18 protein-coding genes and 1 other RNA gene are annotated in these 23079 nt (G+C 46.4%); 7 read left to right on the top strand and 12 right to left on the bottom strand.

Translation table 11 applies throughout. The features are described 5' to 3' along the window. Positions 1–2 precede the first annotated feature (2 nt). The 7 genes from CMM32_07950 to hflK form a co-directional block, all read right to left on the bottom strand. Positions 3–518, bottom strand: coding sequence for an acetolactate synthase small subunit (locus CMM32_07950; protein MBT06830.1), 516 nt, complete (start codon positions 516–518; stop codon positions 3–5). Between the two features lie 94 nt (positions 519–612). Next, the gene (gene ilvB, locus CMM32_07945) at positions 613–2361 is read right to left on the bottom strand and encodes an acetolactate synthase, large subunit, biosynthetic type (GenBank protein ID MBT06829.1); all 1749 of its coding nucleotides are present in this window, start codon (positions 2359–2361) and stop codon (positions 613–615) included. A gap of 96 nt (positions 2362–2457) precedes the next feature. Beyond that, positions 2458–3417 carry a tRNA (adenosine(37)-N6)-dimethylallyltransferase MiaA gene (locus tag CMM32_07940; protein ID MBT06828.1) on the bottom strand — a complete coding sequence of 320 codons (960 nt, stop codon included), beginning with the start codon at positions 3415–3417 and terminating at the stop codon, positions 2458–2460. A 15-nt stretch (positions 3418–3432) separates the two neighbouring features. Next, positions 3433–4950, bottom strand: coding sequence for a serine protease (locus CMM32_07935; protein ID MBT06827.1), 1518 nt, complete (start codon positions 4948–4950; stop codon positions 3433–3435). A gap of 141 nt (positions 4951–5091) precedes the next feature. Then, complete coding sequence (locus tag CMM32_07930; GenBank protein ID MBT06826.1) at positions 5092–5280, bottom strand: hypothetical protein; 189 nt, start codon at positions 5278–5280, stop codon at positions 5092–5094. A 36-nt stretch (positions 5281–5316) separates the two neighbouring features. Next, the gene (locus CMM32_07925) at positions 5317–6198 is read right to left on the bottom strand and encodes a protease modulator HflC (protein MBT06825.1); all 882 of its coding nucleotides are present in this window, start codon (positions 6196–6198) and stop codon (positions 5317–5319) included. Beyond that, entirely contained in the window at positions 6195–7346 is a 1152-nt protein-coding gene (gene hflK / locus CMM32_07920) for an FtsH protease activity modulator HflK (protein ID MBT06824.1), read from the bottom strand. Before hflK ends, CMM32_07925 begins: the two co-directional genes overlap by 4 nt. A 157-nt stretch (positions 7347–7503) precedes the next feature. On the opposite strand from hflK, the gene CMM32_07915 reads away from it, so the two are divergent. Further along, the gene (locus CMM32_07915) at positions 7504–8610 is read left to right on the top strand and encodes a hypothetical protein (protein ID MBT06823.1); all 1107 of its coding nucleotides are present in this window, start codon (positions 7504–7506) and stop codon (positions 8608–8610) included. Positions 8611–8645: 35 nt separating this feature from the next. On the opposite strand, the gene CMM32_07910 is transcribed toward CMM32_07915, so the two are convergent. Then, complete coding sequence (locus tag CMM32_07910) at positions 8646–9530, bottom strand: thymidylate synthase (FAD) (GenBank protein MBT06822.1); 885 nt, start codon at positions 9528–9530, stop codon at positions 8646–8648. 168 nt (positions 9531–9698) lie between these two features. Between CMM32_07910 and ssrA the strand changes: the two genes are divergently transcribed. From ssrA to CMM32_07895, 3 genes are all read left to right on the top strand, one after another. Continuing rightward, positions 9699–10024: a transfer-messenger RNA gene (ssrA, locus tag CMM32_07905) on the top strand. 23 nt (positions 10025–10047) lie between these two features. Continuing rightward, entirely contained in the window at positions 10048–10512 is a 465-nt protein-coding gene (locus CMM32_07900) for a hypothetical protein (protein MBT06821.1), read from the top strand. Positions 10513–10669: 157 nt separating this feature from the next. Beyond that, positions 10670–12289, top strand: a complete 1620-nt coding sequence (locus CMM32_07895) for a fumarate hydratase (protein MBT06820.1) — start codon at positions 10670–10672, stop codon at positions 12287–12289. Between the two features lie 52 nt (positions 12290–12341). On the opposite strand, the gene CMM32_07890 is transcribed toward CMM32_07895, so the two are convergent. Beyond that, positions 12342–12761 (bottom strand): hypothetical protein, encoded by a 420-nt coding sequence (locus CMM32_07890; protein ID MBT06819.1) that lies wholly within the window; start codon positions 12759–12761, stop codon positions 12342–12344. Between the two features lie 164 nt (positions 12762–12925). Further along, positions 12926–16762, bottom strand: coding sequence for a hypothetical protein (locus CMM32_07885; GenBank protein MBT06818.1), 3837 nt, complete (start codon positions 16760–16762; stop codon positions 12926–12928). Positions 16763–17091: 329 nt separating this feature from the next. Here CMM32_07885 and CMM32_07880 point away from each other — a divergent pair, with 329 nt between their 5' ends. Continuing rightward, complete coding sequence (locus CMM32_07880; protein ID MBT06817.1) at positions 17092–18756, top strand: acetolactate synthase large subunit; 1665 nt, start codon at positions 17092–17094, stop codon at positions 18754–18756. A gap of 45 nt (positions 18757–18801) precedes the next feature. Here the strand turns inward: CMM32_07880 and CMM32_07875 are convergent, their stop codons facing one another. Continuing rightward, positions 18802–20307 (bottom strand): hypothetical protein, encoded by a 1506-nt coding sequence (locus tag CMM32_07875; protein ID MBT06816.1) that lies wholly within the window; start codon positions 20305–20307, stop codon positions 18802–18804. 50 nt (positions 20308–20357) lie between these two features. After that, positions 20358–21764: an FAD-binding oxidoreductase gene (locus tag CMM32_07870; protein ID MBT06815.1), complete on the bottom strand. Its 1407-nt coding sequence runs from the start codon at positions 21762–21764 to the stop codon at positions 20358–20360. A gap of 201 nt (positions 21765–21965) precedes the next feature. On the opposite strand from CMM32_07870, the gene CMM32_07865 reads away from it, so the two are divergent. Then, on the top strand, positions 21966–22469 hold the full coding sequence (locus CMM32_07865; protein ID MBT06814.1) for a thioesterase-like protein: 504 nt from the start codon (positions 21966–21968) through the stop codon (positions 22467–22469). Between the two features lie 71 nt (positions 22470–22540). Further along, positions 22541–22888 (top strand): hypothetical protein, encoded by a 348-nt coding sequence (locus CMM32_07860; protein ID MBT06813.1) that lies wholly within the window; start codon positions 22541–22543, stop codon positions 22886–22888. Positions 22889–23079 lie beyond the last annotated feature (191 nt).

Genomic DNA, 23079 nt, shown 5'->3' with positions numbered 1-23079 from the left:
ACTTAATTCCCAATATCGTGCGAGGAGGCCCCGCGTGCTATACCTACCACCCCAGTGCGAGCAATTTCGATCAGTCCCAGGGGTTCCATAAGTTCAATAAACGCATCCACTTTCCCAGTCGTCCCAGTCAGCTCGAAAACAAAAGACTCACTAGTGCTATCAACCGCCCGTGCCCGAAAAATATCTGCAATTCGAAGCGCCTCTACACGCTTCTCACCTACCCCCAAAACCTTCAACAAGGCCAATTCTCGCTCAACGTGTGGACCCTCATCAGTAAGATCAATTACCCGATGGATTGGAACTAAACGGCCTAGTTGAGCCTTAATTTGCTCAATAACCATTTGTGTTCCACTTGTCACCAAAGTAATACGGGAAAGCTGTTTCTTGGAATTGACCACAGCAACCGTCAAACTCTCAATATTATATCCACGGCCGGAGAAAAGACCAACCACACGCGCTAAAGCACCCGACTCATCATCTACAATGCACGCAATAGTATGACGTTCAACTCCGCTCAACGATTAAACTCCCTTACACAATTCACACATCAAATCTATTTGTAGCCTTTTGATATGTCATGCTCTCAAAAGAGAAAACACCCACACNCCAAGCCTATACTAAAGCTGCACCCTCTTTAGTTTGAGGAGCAACATTATCGTCAGCACCCAATTTCATTTCATGGTGACCTGCTCCAGCTGGAATCATCGGNTAAACATTCTCCATCTTTTCGACTACGATATCCGCTAGAACCGGCCCATCATGGCTGATCATCTCTTCTATAACCCCATCCACCTCACTTCGTTTTGTTGCTCTTAACCCCTTGATGCCATAAGCCCCAGCTAAAGCAACAAAATCTGGAAGCGAGTCGGTATAGCTCTCTGCATATCTACCACCATGAAAGAATTCCTGCCATTGCCGAACCATGCCCATATACTCGTTATTTAACACAAATACCTTAACAGGAAGCCTATATTGCCTGATAGTAGACAACTCTTGCATATTCATTAAGAATGATGCTTCACCAGCCACATCTATAACTAAGGATTTAGGATGGGCAATCTGAACCCCGGTAGCCGCTGGAAATCCATAGCCCATAGTCCCCAATCCACCTGAAGTCATCCACCGATTGGGCTCATCAAATTTCAGATATTGCGCAGCCCACATCTGATGCTGACCAACCTCTGTAGTGAAAAAAACATCCCGATCTTTGGTATGCGCATGCAATCTCTCAATAGCAAACTGCGGCTTTATATTAACGGAGCTGTCAGAGTACTTTAGACAGTCTTTTGCTCTCCAGCTTTCAATTTCATNCCACCACTGACTTAACCGCTCCTTTCGCATTTCACATTTTCGCTTTTCCCAGGTTTTAAGCAAAGAATTCAAAATGACACCCGCATCGCCCACCAACGCTATATCAACGGCNACGTTCTTGTTAATGGAAGATCTATCTATATCAATGTGGATTATCTTTGCACGCGGCGCAAAATCCTCTAGACGACCAGTTACCCTGTCATCAAAGCGAGCACCAACAGCAAACATTACGTCACATTCNTGCATTGCCATATTGGCCTCAAAAGTTCCGTGCATGCCCAGCATACCAACAAATTGGTGGTCATTTCCTGGATAGGCACCTAGACCCATAAGGGTATTAGTCACTGGAACCCCAGTTATTTTGGCAAATTTAGTCAATAGCGCCGTGGCCTCTACCCCAGAGTTAATTACGCCACCCCCTGCATACACTATTGGCCGTTCNGATTCTGCCAGAAGAGTAACTGCCGAATTAACTAATTTTTGATCTATTTTAGATACAGGGTTATAACTTTTCCTTCCGACACCCTCATTCTTTTCGTACTCAGCCAGAGAGTTCACGACATCCTTAGGCAAATCCACAACCACTGGACCCGGGCGACCGGAAGCAGCCACATAGAATGCTTCAGTAATAGTCTTCGACAGATCATCTACCGATTTAACTAGATAGTTGTGCTTCGTACATGGACGAGTAATACCGACGGTGTCTGCCTCTTGAAAGGCATCGTTACCGATGAGATGGGTAGGCACTTGGCCAGTTAAACAAACAATGGGTATCGAGTCCATCAGAGCATCAGTTAACCCAGTGACGGCGTTGGTGGCACCCGGACCAGAAGTAACTAACACCACTCCTACTTTTCCTGTAGATCGAGCATAACCTTCAGCAGCATGGACGGCTGCTTGCTCGTGACGAACAAGAATATGTCGCAACTCATTTTGCTTAAAAATAGCATCATAGATGGGCAACACTGCGCCCCCAGGATACCCAAAAATGGTATCTGCGCCCCGGTCTACAAGGGTTTTTACTATAATTTCGCTTCCTGTTAACTGCATGACAGTTCCTCAATCGGACAGGGGTCAGCCCCTAGTCCCGATGTTCTACCAACTATTTGGGTTGCCTGAAAGTATGGAAAGCCTAGAGCCCCAACCTTATGCAGTCAATAAAAACTCCTCAACCGGGCCATTGAGATCCATTTTCGCGCTATTTACGTCCGTATATTCCCTATGCGCCGACAGTTGATGCCCAAACCAAGTATACTGTCGCTTAGCAAAATTTCGGGTAGCCTGACCTACCATCGATTTACATACCGCAAGTGACGAGCGCCCTGCTAAATACCTAGAAAGTGCGCAAAATCCAATGGCATTCATAGCGGGCAGCGTTGCAGGCAGCTGTAAGGCTTGGACAGCAGCGATCTCATCCAATACACCGGCCCCCAACATCTGGTCAAACCGTCGTTCACACGCCGTGTAAAGCCAGGCACGATCCGGAATGATTTTGATAACGAACGAGGGACCTGCGAGGCGTCCCGTCCTCTTCTTCTGGTGCCANTGAGAAATTGGAGTACCCGTTCCGACCACAACTTCCCACGCTCGGATCATCCTTTGTTTGTCACCAATTTTTATTGTCGTTGCACTTTGTGGGTCCCTCTTTGCCAACTCACTCCGAAATTTTTCAGCTCCTAGGCAAGAATATAATTCAGTCGCCTTGTTACGCATCTGCTCTCCAACCGGGGGGATCGCAACCAAACCGTCCAACAATGCTTTGATATACAAGCCAGTACCTCCAACGAAAATGGGTATTTGGCCACTGTGCACAGCCATCTCAACTTGTTTGTGAGCTTCGGCAAGCCACTTCCCAACAGAAAATGGAGTCGCAACTGGCACACTTCCATAGAGGCCGTGGGGAGCCTGCGCTTCGTCAGCTTGAGTAGGCCTTGCAGTTAAAACTCGGAATTCTTTGTACACCTGCATACTATCGGCGTTGATTATTTTCCCACCGATATTTGCAGCTATATATAAGGCCAACTCAGACTTTCCGCTAGCAGTAGGCCCCGCTATGATAATTGCTTTTGCACAGACCACCGGATAACCTTTGTATTTCTTTACAATCCCTCTACGAGGCTATCATTCGGAAGAGATTCGGACCGCCACAAACTGAAGATCTCCTTGCCGATCAACAAGGAGAAGCACGGTACCCTTGCCTTGCGCCCGCTCAGNTTCAATGGCAGACAACAATTCTCCTGGAGAGGTGACCTTACGCTGAGCGATCTCGATTATTAAATCCCCAGGCCGGATACCCTTCTCAGCAGCCGGACCGGACCCGTCCACCCGGACGACCATTACGCCTTGAATATCCTGATCTAAGTTGAACTGGTTGCGAACCTCTGCTGTAAGGCTAGATATCGTTAATCCGAGTCTAGAAAGTTCTTCGATTACCGGGTCCCCAGAGTTTTTAGGGGCGGCCGTCACCTGCGGNTGACCCTCATCTAGCCTACCAACCACTACATCGAGCATGACCCTTTCACCATCTCGCCAAACTTCCACCTTCACTGGTTTATCGATTTGGGTTTCCGCTACAATACGAGGTAGTCGCCTCATGGCACCTACTGCCTTGTCGTCAAAAGATAAAATAACATCGCCAACCTGGAGACCAGCCTCACTAGCGGGGCTATCTGGGGACACACTGGCAACTAGAGCGCCACCTGTATCCTCTAAATTTAAGCTTTCCGCTAGATCTTCTGTCACGGTCTGAATACGAACACCCAGCCACCCGCGGCGCGTCTCCCCATATTCCCGAAGTTGGTGTATGACGTTACGTGCCAGATTGGAAGGAACAGAAAACCCAATTCCCACACTTCCCCCCGATGGAGAATAAATAGCTGTGTTAATTCCAATCACCAGCCCTTCCATATTAAAAAGTGGTCCCCCAGAGTTCCCACGATTTATGGAGGCATCAGTCTGGAGGAAATCATCAAACGGCCCTGCGTTTATGTCACGTGCGCGGGCCGAAATAATTCCAGCAGTAACGGTATTCCCAAGCCCAAAAGGATTCCCAATAGCGATAACCCAGTTACCAACACGCGCCGTCTCTGAATCTCCCCAATTCACGTGAACTAGAGGTTCCTCGGGTTCAACCTTTAAGACAGCTAGATCGGTCTTTGGATCGCGCCCAATGACTTCAGCCTTGAGCGTTACATTGTCCGAAAAGGTCACCACTACTTCATCCGCACCCGCTATAACATGATTATTGGTTACAATGTATCCGTCCGGACTAATAACAAAGCCAGACCCCAGGGATGTAGCCCTGGGTTTAGCGCCTCTTTCCAGTGGTTGTTTTCCATCTTGGTCAAAATATTCCTCAAAAAATTCCTCAAACGGGGATCCAGGAGGAAACTGCGGAGCCGCTTGTGGATGCTGAACCTGCTGCGCNGTTGCCACGTTAACAACAGCTGGCAGGAGCTCTTCGGACAAATCCGCAAAATCCGGAGGCATCACGTCTGTTGACCAAGCCAACTGAGAAGCAGCCAACAATGTACACGAGGCAACCAGCACAATACGTGATCCAACTAATTTTATAGGAAAGAGAGATAGGATAAACACCCCGATCACACTTGGTTTCACATTTCCAGTTATACCCGCCATTTTATGATCCAAAGAGATACTCCCACCACAGTTTTCATAAGACATTGTATTTCTTATCCGCGAATTACGACAACTAATAATTAAGTAGGGAGATACACCCCTTTTTCAAGTCGCCACCTAAATATTACGTACGCCACAACCCTACCCTCGGATCAACCAAATAACAAAAACCCCAGCGGTGGCGCCTAACAGTCCAAAATTGCGGATCCCGGAACTGGAGTAAGTACCCAGCCGCACCATGAAATTCTTCATCTGGGTTGGGAAAAGAGCATACAGAAGACCTTCAACAACTATCACTAGGCACAGGATCGTTGCTATGTCAGCCCACATACTCTCGAAAACCTTCAGAACGGTTCATCGAAGTCCTCACTCCAATGGTTGCTGAGCAGATAGGGAACCAAAATACTTGAAAAAATCACTGTCAGGCGACAGGACCATGGTTGTATCATCAGTGCCGAGAGCAGCTTCATAGGCCTGCATTGAACGATAAAAGGAGAAGAATTCGGCGTCACGCCCAAAAGCCTCAGCAAAAATTCTGGTCATCTCACCCTCTCCATTACCTCTCTCGATCTCCGCCTCCTTTTCCGCCTCGGCCACTATAACAACTTTTAGTCGGTTAGCCTCCGCTCTGATTTTCTGCGCCTCTTCACTACCCTGTGCCCTAAGTTCTGCAGCCTCTTGCTGACGTTGCGTCTGCATACGACGATAGATAGCTTCTGAATTTTGAGGTGGAAGGTCTGCTCGTTTGATTCTCACATCCTCAACACGGATACCAAACCCATCCGCCTTTGTTCTCACATCATCTCGTATTTCCAACATTAGGGCTCNACGTTTCTCCGATACAACCTGGTTAAGGGGGACGGATCCCAATACTTCACGCAGGGTTGAGTTAACGACTGACCCGAGTCTCTGGCGCAAAGCTCTTTCAGACCNCAGCGTTTGGTAGAATTTCAACGGATCTGTAATGTGATACCTCACAAACGCATCCACCACCAAACGTTTCTGGTCCGAGGCAATGACCTCCTCAGGGGCATTATCGAAGTCCAGAAGACGTTTATCNAAGCGCACCACCTGCTGAATAAATGGCGTCTTGAAATTTAATCCTGGTTCTTGAATTACTCTCCTCGGTTCCCCGAACTGAAGAACCAGAGCTTGTTCCGTTTGATCGACTATGAAGGCTGCACTCAGAGTAATAACGACGGCCACACCTCCCAACACAACAGCAATTAGCCCCATATTTTTCTTCATTGCTGATCTCCCGATGATGCCGAACTGGACGAGCCAGCACGTTTCTGTAATTCCGGAAGCGGCAGGTAGGGGACTACCCCTGTCCCACCCTGACCACTATCGATCACAACCTTATTCATATCCTGAAGGACTTTTTCCATGGTCTCCAGATAAATTCTTTGCTTGGTAACAACTTTGGCATCACGATACTCCTCGTAAACCGCCACAAACCGCTGAGCCGCACCTTCCGCCCTTGCCACAACCTGTTCCTTGTAAGCCTGCGCCTCTGCACGTATCTGGGCTGCTTGCCCACGGGCCTCTGGCACCACCCGATTTTTAAAGGCATCGGCCTCGTTTATTAAACGTTCTTGGTCAGCCTTAGCCCGCTGAACATCCCGATAGGACTCGATCACTGCCGGTGGTGGGTCAGCNCTTTGCAAAAGCACCTCCCTTACGCGAATGCCTGATCCATAATCATCTAAAATCTTTTGCAGAAGGGTTTGGGTTCGCTGTTCCACTTCCTGGCGGTCCTCAGAAAGGGCCGATTCAAGGTCTGAGGTCCCTATGACTTCTCGCATTGAACTCTCTGTAGCATCTTTTACCGTCTGAGATGGATTTCTAATATTGAAAGCAAATGCGCCAGCATCTTTGACCTCCCATTGGACCACAAAATTGACGTCGATTATGTTTTCATCGCCGGTAAGCATTAGACTTTCATCGTCAAAGTTTCTCCCCGGCACGCCACGAGAGCTAGTGGGAGCGCTCCGAAAGCCTATCTCCACCCTCCGAACAGTTAGCACAGGAATTTTCCTTACCGTCTCAACTGGATAGGGGAAATGGTAATTTAAGCCAGGNTNACTAGTTTGACTGTACTCGCCAAATCTTAATACAACCCCCTGCTCNTCTGGTTGAATAATATAAAAACCCGAACCCATCCAGACAGCTATGACAAGAACAATAATTAACGCAAACCCACGGCCGCCCAGATTGCCTGGCAACAGGCCTCGCAATTTATCCTGACTGCGACGCAACAACTCCTCTACATCAGGACCCTGCGACCCACCACCTGAGCCGCCCGATCCCCAGTTACCAGACCCGTTGTCACCTCCAGACCCGTTACCGCCCCTCGGGCCCCAGGGTCCGCCACCACCTTGATTGGTCCACGGCATAAGCTATGTTCCTCATTGTTAGTTCTGAAACNTCGTCACCCTTCATACACTGAAGATCGATGGTATCGTAGTAAAAAGTTTACCCACCCGCACAATAATCGATAATTTCCGACAAACAACTGATAGACATATTGAATTATATAAGGAAAATACAACCATGCCTGCCATTTCCAACGAAATAATTCTTAACTCCCTGAAAACCATTATGGTTCAATCAGCGGGTAAGTCGGTGTTCGAATTGGGAATTGTATCGGACATAATTATAAAGGATGGGAATATAGGGTTCTCCCTTGAAATAACCCCCGATCAGGCCAAGGAAATGGAACTCGTTCGCAGGGAGTGTGAGGAGCAAATTCGGGGTCTCCCTGGGGTGATATCAGCCACCATTGTGCTAACAAGCGAGCGAAGTCCGNCTCCTCAGAGTAGAAACGAAGCCAAACACACTAGCCAAGAAACCAACAATATTCCAGGAATAGGTGCAATCGTAGCAGTAGCGAGTGGGAAAGGTGGTGTAGGCAAATCCACCATTGCAACCAATTTAGCTGTCTCCCTCGCCAGGCTTGGACATCAGGTTGGAATACTCGATGCAGATATTTATGGCCCTTCAATCCCTAGAATGCTTGGTATTACAGAAAAGCCGCAAGCGGACACTAATAAGAAGATCCTTCCTCTAGAAAAATATAACTTGAAGTGTATGTCCATGGGCTTCTTAGTGGAAGAAGACACCCCCATGATTTGGCGTGGCCCAATGGTTCAAAGTGCTCTAGAGCAAATGTTGAGAGACGTTAAGTGGGGTGCAGTAGACTTTCTAATTGTGGATATGCCCCCAGGGACGGGCGACGCGCAGTTGACCATGGCTCAACGCGTTCCTCTTGCTGGAGCCATAATAGTATCCACCCCCCAGGACATTGCTCTACTGGATGCAAGAAAAGGTTTGGGAATGTTCCAAAAGGTAAATGTCCCCGTATTCGGCTTGATTGAAAATATGAGTTATTTTTTGTGCCCAAAATGTGGTGCGCGTTCCGAAATTTTCAGCCACGGCGGTGCNCGCGAATGGGCGCAAAAACTTAGCGTCGATTTTCTTGGCGAATTTCCACTAGATATTGGAGTACGGGTGGGATCAGATGGAGGAATACCTATAACCATATCGGATCCAGGCTCGCTTCACGGAAAAACCTTCATGGACATAGGGCAAAAGGTGGCACAAAAGGTGGAAAGTTTCCGAAACTTAAACACCCCACCTACAATAGAAACCATGGACTAAAAGTACATCACTGGGGCCAGGGATTTCCCTACCAATTAAGCCCGTTCAAGCCCTAAGACCAGCATCAACTCTCGCCACTCCCTCGGGGACAGGCCGCTACCCTTTTGGTCAACCGACTCATCCTCGATTAATTTTCTCACAACTGATAAAGCTGGTTGAGATAACTCAAACGCATTAACCCTGTAATCAATAAATGCTTCATACACATGTGGCACCCAGTCTTTAAGAATCGTTAACATTACTGAGGCATAGGCACGAATTTCATATTGGGCATGGGGGTCAGCGCGCAAAGCAAGAAAATGCATTAAATTATGTAAATTTACCTTCCAGTACCACTGCGTATAAAAATTCAAACTTAAATTCATTCTCGCAAGCTCGCGGGCCAACCCATCGCGATCTTCCCTAAGGACCTCCCCATTCTCATCTTCATTCATCATTTCCACATAGTGGTCATGAGCTCGGCTTGCATCTTCTTGTAACAAATTAAGAACTCTATCTGCCTCATGCCCCTCCAACACAGAGCCACGCCCTTGCCGATTAGTAGAAGATTGAGTCGCTAGGTGCTGAGGGTGAGGTATATAAAACTCTTTATCCAAATAGGAATACCGGGCAGAATATTCATTTATATTTGCTGTTCGGTGCCTTACCCATTGACGAGCAACAAAAATTGGAAGTTTGATGTGAAATTTGATTTCACACATTTCAAACGGGGTTGTATGCCGGTGACGCATGAGATAGCGGATTAAACCCCGGTCTTCCCTAACCTGCTTAGTTCCCGAACCATACGAAACACGGGCCGCCTGGACCACAGCGTTGTCATCACCCATGTAATCGATGAGACGGACAAAGCCATGATCCAGCACCTGTAAAGGCTTATACAAGCACTTCTCAAGTGCGGGAACAGTAACTCTCCGCGTCATAACTCCTTTTGGTTGCCCGTCGGGCGCCCCATTATCGTCAGTCATAGGGTATCCTTCACGTCAATAGATCACATTGCGCCTACATTTGCTAACACATTATCAGGCTTCGAAACCCTCGCCAATAAAGAGATCCGGTGTCTCACGATCCCCCTAGTTTGCACCAACCATAGGCTTTCAATATTTGTTGAGAAGGCATATATTAGGGTGTCGGTCATCCGACTATAGTGATAAACGCCATATGGAATAGGCTGCATGGACCCGGGGGCAGTACCCGGCGCCTCCACCATAATCCTTCCTTTTCGCGCCAGGTGGCGTGTATTTATGGGGGCGAACCAGGTTCGACATGGGCAATAAAGATGTGGTTTTCGCTCGGCATGATACCACCGTTACCGGATCAAAAACACAATTGCCAATGATAATGAAATGGCACTTGCTGCTTAGTACTACTAGGTAAGCGCGGTTCGGAGGGCGCCGGGCAACAGAAGCCCTCCACATAAATCATAACGTCAGAGCTAACATGGCAGAAAATAACTTAGATTATAAAAAAATGGTAAATGAGGCCCTCAGACAAGTCGTGTTACGCACTCTGAGATCCGTCGCTGAAGACGGACTGCCCCAGGGACATCACTTATATATCTCCTTTTTGACAGCGTTGCCAGAAACAAAAATTGGAGCTGAGCTTAAGGAACAATTCCCTGATGAAATGACGATAGTTTTACAAAACCAGTTCTGGGATCTGGCGGTTACTGAAGAAGGCTTTAGTGTAACACTCAACTTTAATAAAATTCCTCATCAATTAGTAATCCCAACGAAAGCCTTAACAGGATTTGCCGATCCCCTTGCCGAATTTACCTTGCAATTTGGTGGCGAATATAGCAGTGGAACCTTTGACGATAATACCCCCGTAAAGAAACCCCAGGTTGGCTCAAGTGAAGAGAAAATTGAAAAAGTAGTAAAGCTAGATCATTTTCGGAAAACATAGGCGAACATTAATGCTCTCCACCTCAATCAATGCGATTCATCTTCAATTTTATCAAAGATTATGCCCACATCTTCCCAAACTTTGGAGTAAGAAAATTAGACGAAACAAACCAACCTAATATTCCCAGAAATAGCCCCCTTCCAGAGATACATTCAACATGACTGATTTTATTTTTCAAGAACTTTTCCCCCTTGGACCGGACACCACTAAGTACCGCCAGTTAACAGAGGAATTTGTAAGCTCCGGTAAATTTGAGGGCCGAGACATTTTGAAAGTTAGACCAGAAGCCCTAACCTTGCTGGCTTCGGAGGCAATCCGAGATATCTCTCATCTACTCCGTTCGACCCACCTTGAACAATTAGCCAAAATTCTCAACGATCCGGCGGCCTCAAAAAATGATAAATTTGTTGCCCTGGAACTTATAAAGAATGCCAACATCTCCGCCGCGGGAATCTTGCCCATGTGTCAAGATACCGGCACTGCAATAGCAATGTGCACCAAAGGTCAACAGGTTTGGACCGGGTTCAATGATGAAGAATCGATAAGTAGAGGGGTATTTGAGGCCTATAGAGACTTGAATCTCCGGTTTAGTCAGATAGCGCCACTGAATCTTTTTGATGAAGTGAATACTAAGAGTAATCTTCCCGCCCAGATAGATATATATAATAAGCCTGGACAAACTTACGAATTTCTTTTTGTGGCAAAAGGAGGCGGCTCTGCCAATAAAACCTTTTTATTTCAGGAAAGCCCGGCCCGTTTACATCCTCAGAAATTAATTGATTTTTTAGAGCAAAAATTGCGGTCTTTGGGGACAGCAGCATGTCCTCCCTATCACCTAGCAGTGGTAATTGGTGGCACTACAGCTGAACTCAATCTAAAAACTGTAAAATTAGCTAGTTGCAGATACCTGGATAACCTCCCATCGCAAGGCAGTTCTTCAGGACATGCCTATCGTGACATAGAGCTAGAAAATAAGCTTCAAAAACTCACAGAGGCCTTTGGTATCGGGGCCCAGTTTGGCGGGAAATATTTCTGTCACGACGTTCGAGCAATCCGCCTACCTCGACACGGCGCTAGCCTTCCTATTGGAATCGGTGTTTCGTGCTCTGCGGATCGTCAAGCTCTCGGTAAAATAACTAGTGCAGGGGTCTTCCTTGAACGACTTGAATCCAACCCCGAATCTTATCTGCCAGACGCACCGGAAAATGGCCCCGAAGACCCGGTAGTGGAAATCGACTTGAACAAGCCAATGGAGGAAATCCGGGCTACCTTATCAAAATATCCGATTGAAACTCGTATTTCTCTTTCCGGACCTATGATTGTTGCAAGAGATGCAGCACATGCCCGGCTACAAACCAAACTCGAATTAGGAGGTTCGCTTCCTGATTATTTTAAGAATCATTGTATCTACTATGCGGGACCCGCGAAAACACCAACAGGCTATGCAACCGGTTCATTTGGCCCCACTACGGCTGCCCGTATGGATCCTTTTGTCGAACCTTTCCAAAAAATGGGGGCATCCCTTGTTATGCTAGCGAAAGGAAATCGGACAGCTAGCGTAAAAGACAGTTGCCAGAAATATGGTGGCTTTTACTTAGGTTCCATAGGCGGCCCCGGTGCTCGCCTAGCCCACGACTGTATAAAAAGTGTCGAGTGCATTGCCTATGAAGACCTAGGTATGGAAGCTATATGGAAGATTGAAGTAGAGGACTTCCCCGCTTTCATAATAGTCGACGACAAGGGCAATGACTTTTTCTCTCAGCCTCGCGAGGCTTAACAAGCAGACCCTGTTTTCTGAAAAAAGTTAATCCTCTAATTTCTGAAAAAAGTTAATCCTCTAACCGCGCCTTAAACGATTGGGCTGCTTCGTTCCATTCTTGAACCAACAGATTTCGCTCCTCAACTGCTGCTTGCGCCTCACTTAGCAAACTATCCCGCCGACCTTCGATAGACCGAACTAAGTCAACCGTGTCTTTTAGAGCTTTTTCCGCAGAGGATATTTCTTGTAATAGTCTACTAAGCTCGTCTTCATTCTTTTGGGCTAAAGAAATCAAACAATCAGCATACTTCTCAAGAGCCGAAGTATAGTCCCCCGTCGAGTCCAAACCATTTTTCATTTCTTCCGGGCCTGCTATGGTTCCATCTGGCAAGTGCGGTTTATCTGGCCTTAATCCGCAATCCTCAGCGGCCACAGGTAGAATGGCAAATGACAGCCAAAGTATCGACCCCAAATAAATTATTTTTCTCATTGTACCTCCTAGCATCGCCAAAGAGGATAGCACAAGAAACTAAGAAGATAACAACCTAAAAAATAGGAGTAACTGAAAAATTGAGCCATCAATGCAGGACCTATACCTTAGCGAATCCAACCAATTTAGCACAAATTCCATCACCCCATAATTTTGCACAACCGTCAATCCTGCAACAGCTCCTCTAAAAGATCGCGGAACTCTATATCCTCTGACTGCTTAGGCGTTACATTGTCGTCGACATGGTCCAATTCGTGAGTAGAGCCCCCTTCAATAAGGCGCTCAATTAAATCCTCCGCAGCCTCTGTAGAAATAACCTCCTCCATCGTTTGGTCCAAATTGATATCCTCTAAACCGTCAACCGTTCCCTGGATGTGCTCCGGAACCTTTTGGAAATCGGGAAAAACTGAGCGCAAATAGCTTTCTAACTCCGTGACACGCACCCCCACATCCGGAGCTCCCAACTCGCCCTCAATATACAGTATAATAGGCAAAGAGAGGTTATTATCACCCAAAATAGTCTTCACCTCCAGATCCTGCGTCCACCCTGCTACATCTATAAGTCCCGAAACGGTAGCCTTTCCTTCATCTAAAGCAAAAACCAAGTCTTCTGTTCTAATTTTCCCGTTCTCGGCTTTAATATTTCCATTGAAACCCGTAAACAATGTTTGGCCCCCGTCCAAAATTGTGGGGACGAGTTCGATAAAATCGCCAACTTGATTTAGGCTTCGCGATTTTTCAAAAAATTCTTGAAAACTGATCCCTCTTATAGTTCCTCCCGCGGTTCCAGTTATCCTGCCGTGCCCCGACAATGTTTCTAATCTTTGCTCCTTATCTCTACCTTGCCCTGTCAAGCTAGCTTGCAATGTCACCCGGCCTGAGAGGAAACCGAAGCCATCATAGGTTTCTAGTACCTTAGTCAAATCGGCCTCCTCCAGAGAGACCTTTATATCGAAACTAGGGTCCGGTTCTCCTGCCAACACCCCTTCCACATTAAAATTTCCATCTCCCCAAAGGCCTGAGAAGTGGGCTATATTCACGGAATGCGGCGCAATATCTAATTTTGCATCAACGTTCTCAAATGTCTGCCCCAGACCGCTCATCTTCGCCACTTCCAAAGTAATATCAGCGGATACATCATCCCAACTAAATGGGTCATCCCCATCTAAAACTGGTTCAGAAAACGACAATCCAGCACCTTCATCTGCAAGATTAAAGACATCATATTTTCCAGCTTCCAACGCGGAAACCAAGGCAGATAATTCACTAAACTCCAAATTTCTGGAAGTAAACGATCCGAGTAATTTGTGCTCGTCGCCACTCGTATGAACCATCAAATCTCCATAAAGATCACTGGCGGGTGTGATTAATTCAAGGTTCGGAACCTTGATACCATCCAATCCGCTTTGCAACATAACCGAAAAATCAATTGGACCATCTACAAGTATGTCACTTTCATTAACCCCAAGCTCAGATACAAATGTTGAAATATCTGGGTGATGGACGCCAAAAGAAACGTCACTTTCCCCAGCCTCATAGTTACCAAACCCAGTAATATTGAGATCGCCCCTAGCAATACCCCCCTCCCAACTGAAATTGCCAGGTCCGCCATTAAAGTACCAATCAACTTCGGTTTCGATATCAACCTTTAGAAAACTCGGCACCGGTTCTTTTGAAAAAATCTCTAAGAAATCACCAATATTGGCATGAGTAAAATCCCCATAAAGATCATACTCAAAGGTTTGATCAATTTGTGTAAGAGTACCCTCCGCCTCCAGAATACCATCCCCTAGCAGAGCAATGGCACTCACATCTAAATTGGGGAAATCCCCAGCAACGTCAGCACCAAAAGTAAGGGGAATATTAGTTCCCAAAACGATCTCTGGTAATCTAATTTCGTAGTCAGACAAGAGCGCTCCAAACTCAGCCAAACTAGCGATCCCCACTTCACCGGACATATCTATCGTCCGAGTGTTCAGAAAATCCATAATACTACCCTCTAGGGCAATTCGGCTTTCCAACATCTCAACGAATCCATCCATGGTAATTTGGTCAAAATTGCCTTGGACTGCTAGTTCTACTGCTATCGGGCCCAGAATATATTTTGGAAGTTTATTAACTTCTGGAAAAGCCCTCGCCAAAGAACCCAATCGTTTTGCACTTGCACTAAAGGACCCTTGGATAGAAGGGATTAAGGAGAGGTCACTCAGCATCCCAGTAAATTTAACGGATGAGCCCAAAAAATTTTGAACAGAAATCTCACGAACATCCAGGCCGTCGTGCAACCACAAACCATCTAGGATAACACCGGAAACAGGTATTCCATTGGCGGTGACTTCATCAAGCCGAATATCGAAATCAGCATCAAAGGCAGATAAAAGTGCGATGTAGGGGTTTTTATCAGAGGGAACATCACCCTCGCCCGGGGAGACCTGAGGGAGATACGCATCAAGCTCTAACTGATCTACGTGAAGCCCTATTCCCAAACCAGCCCGGCCATTTGAAACTGCATAAGCAAGGCCGCCTCGTATCAGGCTGGTATCCAATTGCAGATCGATATCTGTAAGATTGCCTGACGCTAGTGTTCCCTGAATTTTTGTTGAAAACAATAACCGTCTCAACCGCTCCCCTGATAATGGATCTAATTCCACAGATAGCCACTTAAGCAAAGCTCGAAGGTTATCAGAGCTTGCCTGGGCTGTACCAAGGAAACCTGGGATGTCCTGCTCCAAATAGAACTGCCCCTCCAAAGCAAGAGAGGACGCTCCGGGAAGCCTAACAGAACATTGATTTAACCTTATTAACCCATCATTAATACCTGCATCCACAACCACATTTCTAAGTGCCTCACCCTTATATTGGATCGCATCCGCAACCAATATTACATCCGCAACCAAACTTGGTCTGTTAGACAAACTTGCCATCAAGTCTGCAGCCTTCGACACCAACTCAACCGCTATTTGTTCATCTCCCACAGAAAGCTCAGAGTTGAGAACCCTGTCCAGATTGAGACGGCCCAAATCAACTCGTCCGCTAACTCTATTAGGTCCCAAAGAAACAACAGCACTACCCTTTAACTCGCCTAAACGGAATTCCGATTCTGAAATATCCAACACGCCACCTTGCCAACTAAAGTCAGAAGAAAATTCAAACAATTCTGGGTCGATGTCCTTGGTGCCAAGTAAAATCTCCTGCAACTTGGACCAGCTTGCGGGCAACCTATTCCGTCCATCTGGATAAACTTTAAGCGCACCTCCCCAAGAAGAAACGCCTTCGGCATCAGTGTTTGAGCTAGCTGAATATTTCAACCGGAGCCCTTGCCAACTTATTTGCCCCCTCGTCAGAACATCATTCTGGGGATTTACCTCCACTGAAATTGATTCAACCATTACTTCACTACCGAAAGCTCTTAATACTCCATTAAATTGAAATGGCCCGCTCAAGCTGGGCGCCGACATGCTTAGGTGGATGTCCTCAATTTGATATCTGTGCCCGCTAGAGGCATCTAGGTATTCAAGATTCCCAGCTGAAATCACAAACTCCTCGAGCGAAACATCTTCTAAAAATTTACCGGAGAACAATCGTGACCCTGTGTTTCCGCTTTCACCCCAAATCCAGTTGCTGCGGCCATCAGCGAGCCTTTCCAAAACTATTGTCGGTTCAACCAAGATAACCCGCACTATTTGAATAGAACCCATTAACAAGGGCATGAAAGCAACCTCGACATCGACTGAGTTTACCCGGGCCATATGAGGAACACTGGCACTTTCGATGTTACCAATATGCACCCCTTGTAAAGAAAATTTTGTTTGGGGAATCACGGAGAGCGAAATGTCTCCGGATACAGAAAACTCCCTACCCAGCTCGTAAGCCACCCTATCAACGATTTGCCCTTTGTACTGGTTCCAGTCCATTAAACCAGGGACTATCAACACGAGGCCAACACAAAGCACAAAAAGTCCAGTTCCGGTATATAAGATAATCTTCAAAGCTTTCCCCACAATTGATTATTTCCGAAAACGTGGCAAAATTATGGTGTTATAATAAGGTCGCAGAATAGGCGAATTTATCTCCAAACTGACTTCGCTGAATTAATCCGATTGGCATGTGCTAACCTGAGGCCAAACAGAATGTCTCAAGACTGTATGCCGGACAAGTTTAGATTGGTAAAGCGCGACATAAAAAAAGATGCCATACTTTTTTCTATTGGTTAACCTAAGGCCCTAGTTCAAAAATTCGGCCCCCCCCCCGCGTTTCGGGGAAACCTGCTGGAGATAATAAGTTTAATATCATAATTTAACGGCCATTACCGCGAAAATTTGGAGGTCCAATGAAAGCGTCAGATTTGTTTGTTAAATGCCTGGAAAAGGAAGGCGTGGAGCGAATTTTTGGAGTTCCCGGAGAAGAAAATGCAGACTTAATGATCTCTCTTATCAATTCCCCAATTGACTTTGTACTTTGTCGACACGAACAAGCGGCAGCTTTTGCCGCTGACGCATATGGTCGCCTGACAGGTAAAGCTGGTGTCTGCCTTGCCACCCTTGGACCAGGGGTAACAAATCTTCTTACTGGACTAGCTGATGCAAATATGGACAGAGCCCCTGTTGTTGCCATCATAGGCCAAGGGTCAACCACCCGCCAACACAAAGAAAGTCATCAAATAATGGATGCAATTCGGATGTGCGAGCCCATAACCAAGTGGTCCGTCTCTGTCCTCGCGCCGGAAAATATAACCGAGGTCATCCGCAAAGCTTTTAAACTTTCGGAGACGGAAAAGCCTGGGGTGTGCGTCATTGAACTTCCTGAAGATGTGGCCAAGAAAGACATCCAAGACAAACCAATGACTCCAATAAAAGTCCGACGCCCAGCGGCCGATCATAAATCCGTAGCACAGGCCGCTGAATTAATTTATGGCTCCAAGAGTCCCATTATTTTAGCCGGTAACGGCGCCATCAGAAAAAGAGCCGCCAAACAATTAACTAAGCTCGCGCGCAACATTGGCGCCGGAGTCGTAAACACTTTTATGGGAAAAGGCGCAATTCCTATGGACGACGAACATTGCTTGTATACGATAGGCCTAGGGATGGGGGACTACAATAACCTCGCCTTTGATAGCGCAGATCTTATCATTTCTTGTGGATACGATCTTGTGGAATACGCACCCAAGGCCTGGAACAGAACCAATCAGTCACAAAAGAAAATCATCCATATGGATTTTTGGCCCGCTGAGGTGGACCGCGACTACGCACCCTCAGTAGAAATTGTCGGCGACTTGGCGGATGGGCTCTGGCAACTCAACCAAGCGTTAGAATCGAGAAAAGAAAGGCCACTGCCACTCTTTGATATAAAATCCAGAAAAGATCTTAGATACACCCTAACCCACGACTTTTCGGCTGAAATGAATGATCAGTCTTTTCCAATGAAACCCCAAAAAATCTTATATGAGGTGCGGAATTTTTTGGGGCCGAATGACATACTTCTATCAGATGTGGGCGCACACAAGATGTGGATATCACGTTACTACCAATGTTTCCAACCTAACACTTGTCTAATTTCAAATGGTTTTTGTTCAATGGGATTTGCGATGCCGGGGTCCATAGGGGCCAAAATAGCTTTACCAGACAGAAAGGTCCTATCGATCAATGGTGATGCCGGCTTTAGTATGAACGCCCAGGATCTAGAAACAGCAGTACGGAAAAAATTAAATATAGTTGCTATGGTGTGGGTGGACGGCGAGTACGGTTTGATCAAATGGAAACAACAGGACCAATTTTCTGGGAAGCATTCGGATTTAGAATTTAATAATCCCGACTTTGAGAAATTGGCAGAGGCGTATGGAATGTGGGGGAAAGAGCTTACAGCAGTAGATCAGCTCCCGACGTCTCTAGAGGAGGCCTTCCAACAAAAGGGCCCTGCAATTATCGCCGTACCAGTGGACTATAGGGAAAACCGCAAATTAACAGCCCGATTAGGCAATATAGAAATACCGATCTAAATCAATCCTTAAAAGATCCAAAAGTGAGTTTTTTAATCTGCAGCCCTATGTTCCACAAAACGTCGCCTTGACCTCTTCGTGCGGCTCTGGTGGCAGCCCATATTTGGCCGAGGACATGACCTCCTCGTATGGATTTTCAAGAACTCCTACAAGTTTATGAAAGTGGTTATAATCATTTTCGCTCACTGCATATTTGATTGCCTCTTCGACAAGATGATTTCTTGGAATATACACAGGATTAGCTGACCCCATAACAGTCTCCCAACCATGGCTGCCTACCCAATCCTCCTCCAATCTCCGAGACCATCGCGCAATCCAATCCTTAAGCCCTTTAGAGACCCCAAAAAAATGTTGTGCCGCCGCGACCCTAGCGCCATTTGAACCATGATATGAAGTTAGGTGTCGGAAGGTCTCGGTATAATCCAGCCCTTCTGCTGCCATCTCTTGCAACAACTCCTGACCAAGTATTTCATCAGCATCCAGCTGCTTTCGTAACCCAAGCTTTTTTCTGAACCCCACTAAATAGGCCTCCCGAAACAACTCTGGGTACTTAGCTACTATTTTCTGAACCCTATCCAGAGCTGATTTTTTACCCCCCTCAATCAACGGCAGCAATGTCTGACCAAAGCACCCAATATTCCAGTAGCCAATTCCAGGCTGATTGCTATAAGCATAGCGTCCAAATTGATCAATTGAGCTAAAAACCTTTTTAGGGTCATAGCTATCCATAAATGCACACGGCCCATAGTCTATTGTTTCGCCCACGACCGAGGTATTGTCTGTATTCATTACACCGTGAATGAATCCAATTAGTTGCCAATGTGCAATAAGGCGAGCCTGCCGCTTCACTACCTCCTCCAGCAAGGCTTCGTATTTTCCATCCACATTATCTATACTGGGGAAGTGCCTCTCAATCACATAATCAGCTAATGCTTTCAGACTCACAATATCTGATCGAGACGAAAAAAATTGGAAAGTACCAACCCGAATATGACTCTCGGCCACACGGACCACAATCGCTCCTGGAAGCTCCTCTTCACGAAGAATTGTATCACCTGTATCAACAGCAGCGAGTGATCGGGTGGTTGCAATCCCCAACCGCCACATTGCTTCACTCAGAATGTATTCCCGCAGAACGGGCCCCAAGGCAGCTCTGCCATCGCCGCTACGCGAATACGGGGTAGGCCCAGCACCTTTCAACTGAATATCTCGCCTTACGTCATCGCGCCCCACTATTTCGCCCAACAAAATAGCTCTCCCATCCCCAAGTTGTGGAACCCAGCCTCCAAATTGATGGCCCGCATAAACCATTGCCAAGGGCTCCGATCCCTTCGGAACACAATTTCCACTTAGTATGTTGGCACCAACACGACCCCTCAGAGCCTCGGGATCAAGACCCAAAATTTCGGCCAATTGCTCGTTTACCTTAATAACTTTTGGGGAGGAAACTGGGGTTGGTGCAAGGCGGGTATAAAATCGCTCAGGGAGGCGAGCGAACGTATTATCAAAGGTGAACTTTCCGGCATCTAGTTCGTCAATATTTTTGCGCATTGGAAACCCGCTTTCCTTAACTTCCTTCCAAACTAGTAGAATGTAAAAAACTAAACATTTATGATTTTTCCTGGATTCATAATATTACTTGGATCTAACGCGAGTTTAATGGAACGCATCACACCTACCCCCTCACCAAGTTCCGAATTAAGAAAGTCAATTTTCCCATATCCTATACCATGCTCTCCCGTACAAGTTCCTCCGAGTGCAAGCGCCCTGGCGACTAGCCTGTCGTGCATACCTCCCGCTTCCTTCAACTCATCGGGCGAATCGGTGTCAACCAAATATACTACATGGAAATTTCCATCGCCTGCATGTCCCGCTATAGGAGCCATTATTGACGAGCCCTCTATGTCAACCTTAGTTTCGCTAATACATTGTGCCAACTGGGAAATGGGAACGCACACATCGGTCACCATTGGTTTTGAACCAGGTCGCAGTGCATTCATAGCGTAGAGTGCGTCATGCCGCGCCTGCCACAAGCGATTTCTATCCTCTGCCTTGGTTTCCCAATTAAAATCCCCGCCACCAAAGCCAGAAGCTATTTCCTGAGCCTGCCTGGAATGCTCTTCAACGGTAGCTTGGCTTCCATGAAACTCGTAAAATAAGGTGTGAGATACTGGATAATCAGTTTTTGAAAAGGAGTTAACTCCTCTCATGGTCACATCATCTAGCAATTCAATTCGGGCTACCGGGATTCCCAACTGAATAGTTTCTATTACCGAACCTACCGCATCATCTATTGAGGGGAAGGAGCAGACTGCCGCAGAAATAGCCTCGGGTATACCGTGAAGTCGCAGCGTGATTTCTGTAATTATACCCAACGTCCCTTCAGACCCTACAAATAGCCTGGTTAAATCATACCCAGCTGAAGATTTTCTGCTCCTAGTAGCTGTGTGGATAATCCTGCCATCTGCCAAAACCACTTTTAATGACATCACAGCCTCCCGCATGGTCCCATACCGTACTGCGTTGGTTCCACTTGCACGGGTCGACGCCATACCGCCAATTGAAGCATCCGCCCCAGGATCAACAGGGAAAAATAACCCCATGTCTCTCAAGTACTCGTTCAACTGTTTACGGGTAACACCAGCCTGCACCGTACAATCAAGATCTTCGGAATTTACTGCAACTACCTCATTCATCTGAGACAGATCAATGCATATCCCCCCATACAACGCTGCTACATGCCCCTCTAGGGAGGTGCCTGTGCCGTATGCAATTATGGGAACTTGATGCTTCGCGCACACTTCAACGGCATACTGTACATCTTCGGTTTTGCAAGCAAATACCACGGCGTCAGGACTTCGAGGTGCGTGGAACGACTCGTCAGTCCCATGGCGCTCTCGGACAGCAACGGAAGTAGTCAACCGGTCACCAAAATACTCCTTCAGAATCTCAATAACTTTTTCTGACGAGCCAAAATCTACCTTGCTTAGCTTTTGTAACTGCGACATCCCATTTTCCTTCACACAAAAAATGATTTGATTAATAACTCTGACCTGCTAAATGACACCCTGATGATGCCCCTTGCTGTACTGAATAACCCGATAATCTCGTCTCTCGAGAACTTTAGTTTGACTAAATATGCATGCCATTGCAAAAGAAATGGTGCAAATTATAAGCACATCCCAGAATCATTGAAATAAACGGTAAAAATGTCTCAAAAAACAGATGATAATGGACCTCTTCAAGTTCATAGAGAACAAGTCCAGAAACAATGGATAGACTACAATGGGCACCTCAATATGGCCTATTACCTACTACTGTTTGACCATGCCACAGACGCCTTCTTCGATGTCATAGGTTTAGGAGAAAATTATTCGAACCAAACTGATGGGACTACGTTTACCTTGGAAGGGCATATTAGCTACTTACAAGAAGTAAGAGAGGGCGATCAACTGAGGTTTGATACATTTGTCTTTGACTATGATCAAAAACGAATACACTACGCCCATACCATGCACCACGAATCTGAAAATTTTATGGCGGCTACCAACGAACTAGTAACACTCCACGTCAGCCAATCAAAGCGAAGAGCAGCTCCTATACCGGACACCGCCTTAGAGTACCTGAATAGGCTAAAAAACAGCCACCAGAACCTGGAGAAGCCACCCGGACTTAGTCGAACAATGGGATTGCAGCAAAAAAAATACTTATAGCATCCAAGATGCGAACAGGTTGTCTTGCCAAACCTGTTCCCCTGGGGCCATGATAGTCGGAAGATGAAAGAGTGGACGGAGAACGCAAATTGCCAGAAAATAAAAGCACCAACTCACCAACCATGATAGTCATTAACCCTCCAGCGTGGCAGAGAGCTCTGTATATGGTTCTTTTCGGACTTATATCCTATGTAGCCCTTTTATTCGTGTACTTTCTCTCCGTAGCGCAATTTATTTTAACAATTATAAACGGACAAAAAAATGACAACCTCCGCTATTTTGCGTCCCGAATAAATGCATACCTTAGACAAATTCTGCAGTTTCTTTCCTTTGAAGTCGACACAGTTCCGTTTCCATTTTCTGCTCTTCCCGAGTCTGATCAAGAAGATCAAACGCATACTACAACGCTGGAGAGATAGCGTTTTGGATGAAGATGCATGGAAACATTTAAGAAAACTGGTAACCAATTTCCCGAGGATAAACGCAACATAGGGAACAGTACTTCCTCCCGTCATATAGCGCCCGGAAAACTTAAAGAACTTAGCCATATAAATAATAAGTTCGCTCTTCTCTCCCTTTTAGAAACACTTGTAGCTCTAGCAATTTCTAT

The sequence above is a fragment of the Rhodospirillaceae bacterium genome, assembly GCA_002728255.1.
GTDB lineage: Bacteria > Pseudomonadota > Alphaproteobacteria > UBA7887 > UBA7887.
This window is presented reverse-complemented; position numbering and strand designations above follow the sequence as displayed.

Excerpts from the sequence above, each read along its gene's own strand:
- CMM32_07930 (MBT06826.1), bottom strand. The coding sequence starts at position 5,280 with ATGTGGGCTGACATAGCAACGATCCTGTGCCTAGTGATAGTTGTTGAA.
- CMM32_07910 (MBT06822.1), bottom strand. The coding sequence starts at position 9,530 with ATGACGCGGAGAGTTACTGTTCCCGCACTTGAGAAGTGCTTGTATAAG.
- CMM32_07900 (MBT06821.1), top strand. The coding sequence starts at position 10,048 with ATGGCAGAAAATAACTTAGATTATAAAAAAATGGTAAATGAGGCCCTC.
- CMM32_07880 (MBT06817.1), top strand. The coding sequence starts at position 17,092 with ATGAAAGCGTCAGATTTGTTTGTTAAATGCCTGGAAAAGGAAGGCGTG.
- CMM32_07875 (MBT06816.1), bottom strand. The coding sequence starts at position 20,307 with ATGCGCAAAAATATTGACGAACTAGATGCCGGAAAGTTCACCTTTGAT.
- CMM32_07865 (MBT06814.1), top strand. The coding sequence starts at position 21,966 with ATGTCTCAAAAAACAGATGATAATGGACCTCTTCAAGTTCATAGAGAA.
- CMM32_07895 (MBT06820.1), top strand. The coding sequence starts at position 10,670 with ATGACTGATTTTATTTTTCAAGAACTTTTCCCCCTTGGACCGGACACC.
- CMM32_07890 (MBT06819.1), bottom strand. The coding sequence starts at position 12,761 with ATGAGAAAAATAATTTATTTGGGGTCGATACTTTGGCTGTCATTTGCC.
- CMM32_07870 (MBT06815.1), bottom strand. The coding sequence starts at position 21,764 with ATGTCGCAGTTACAAAAGCTAAGCAAGGTAGATTTTGGCTCGTCAGAA.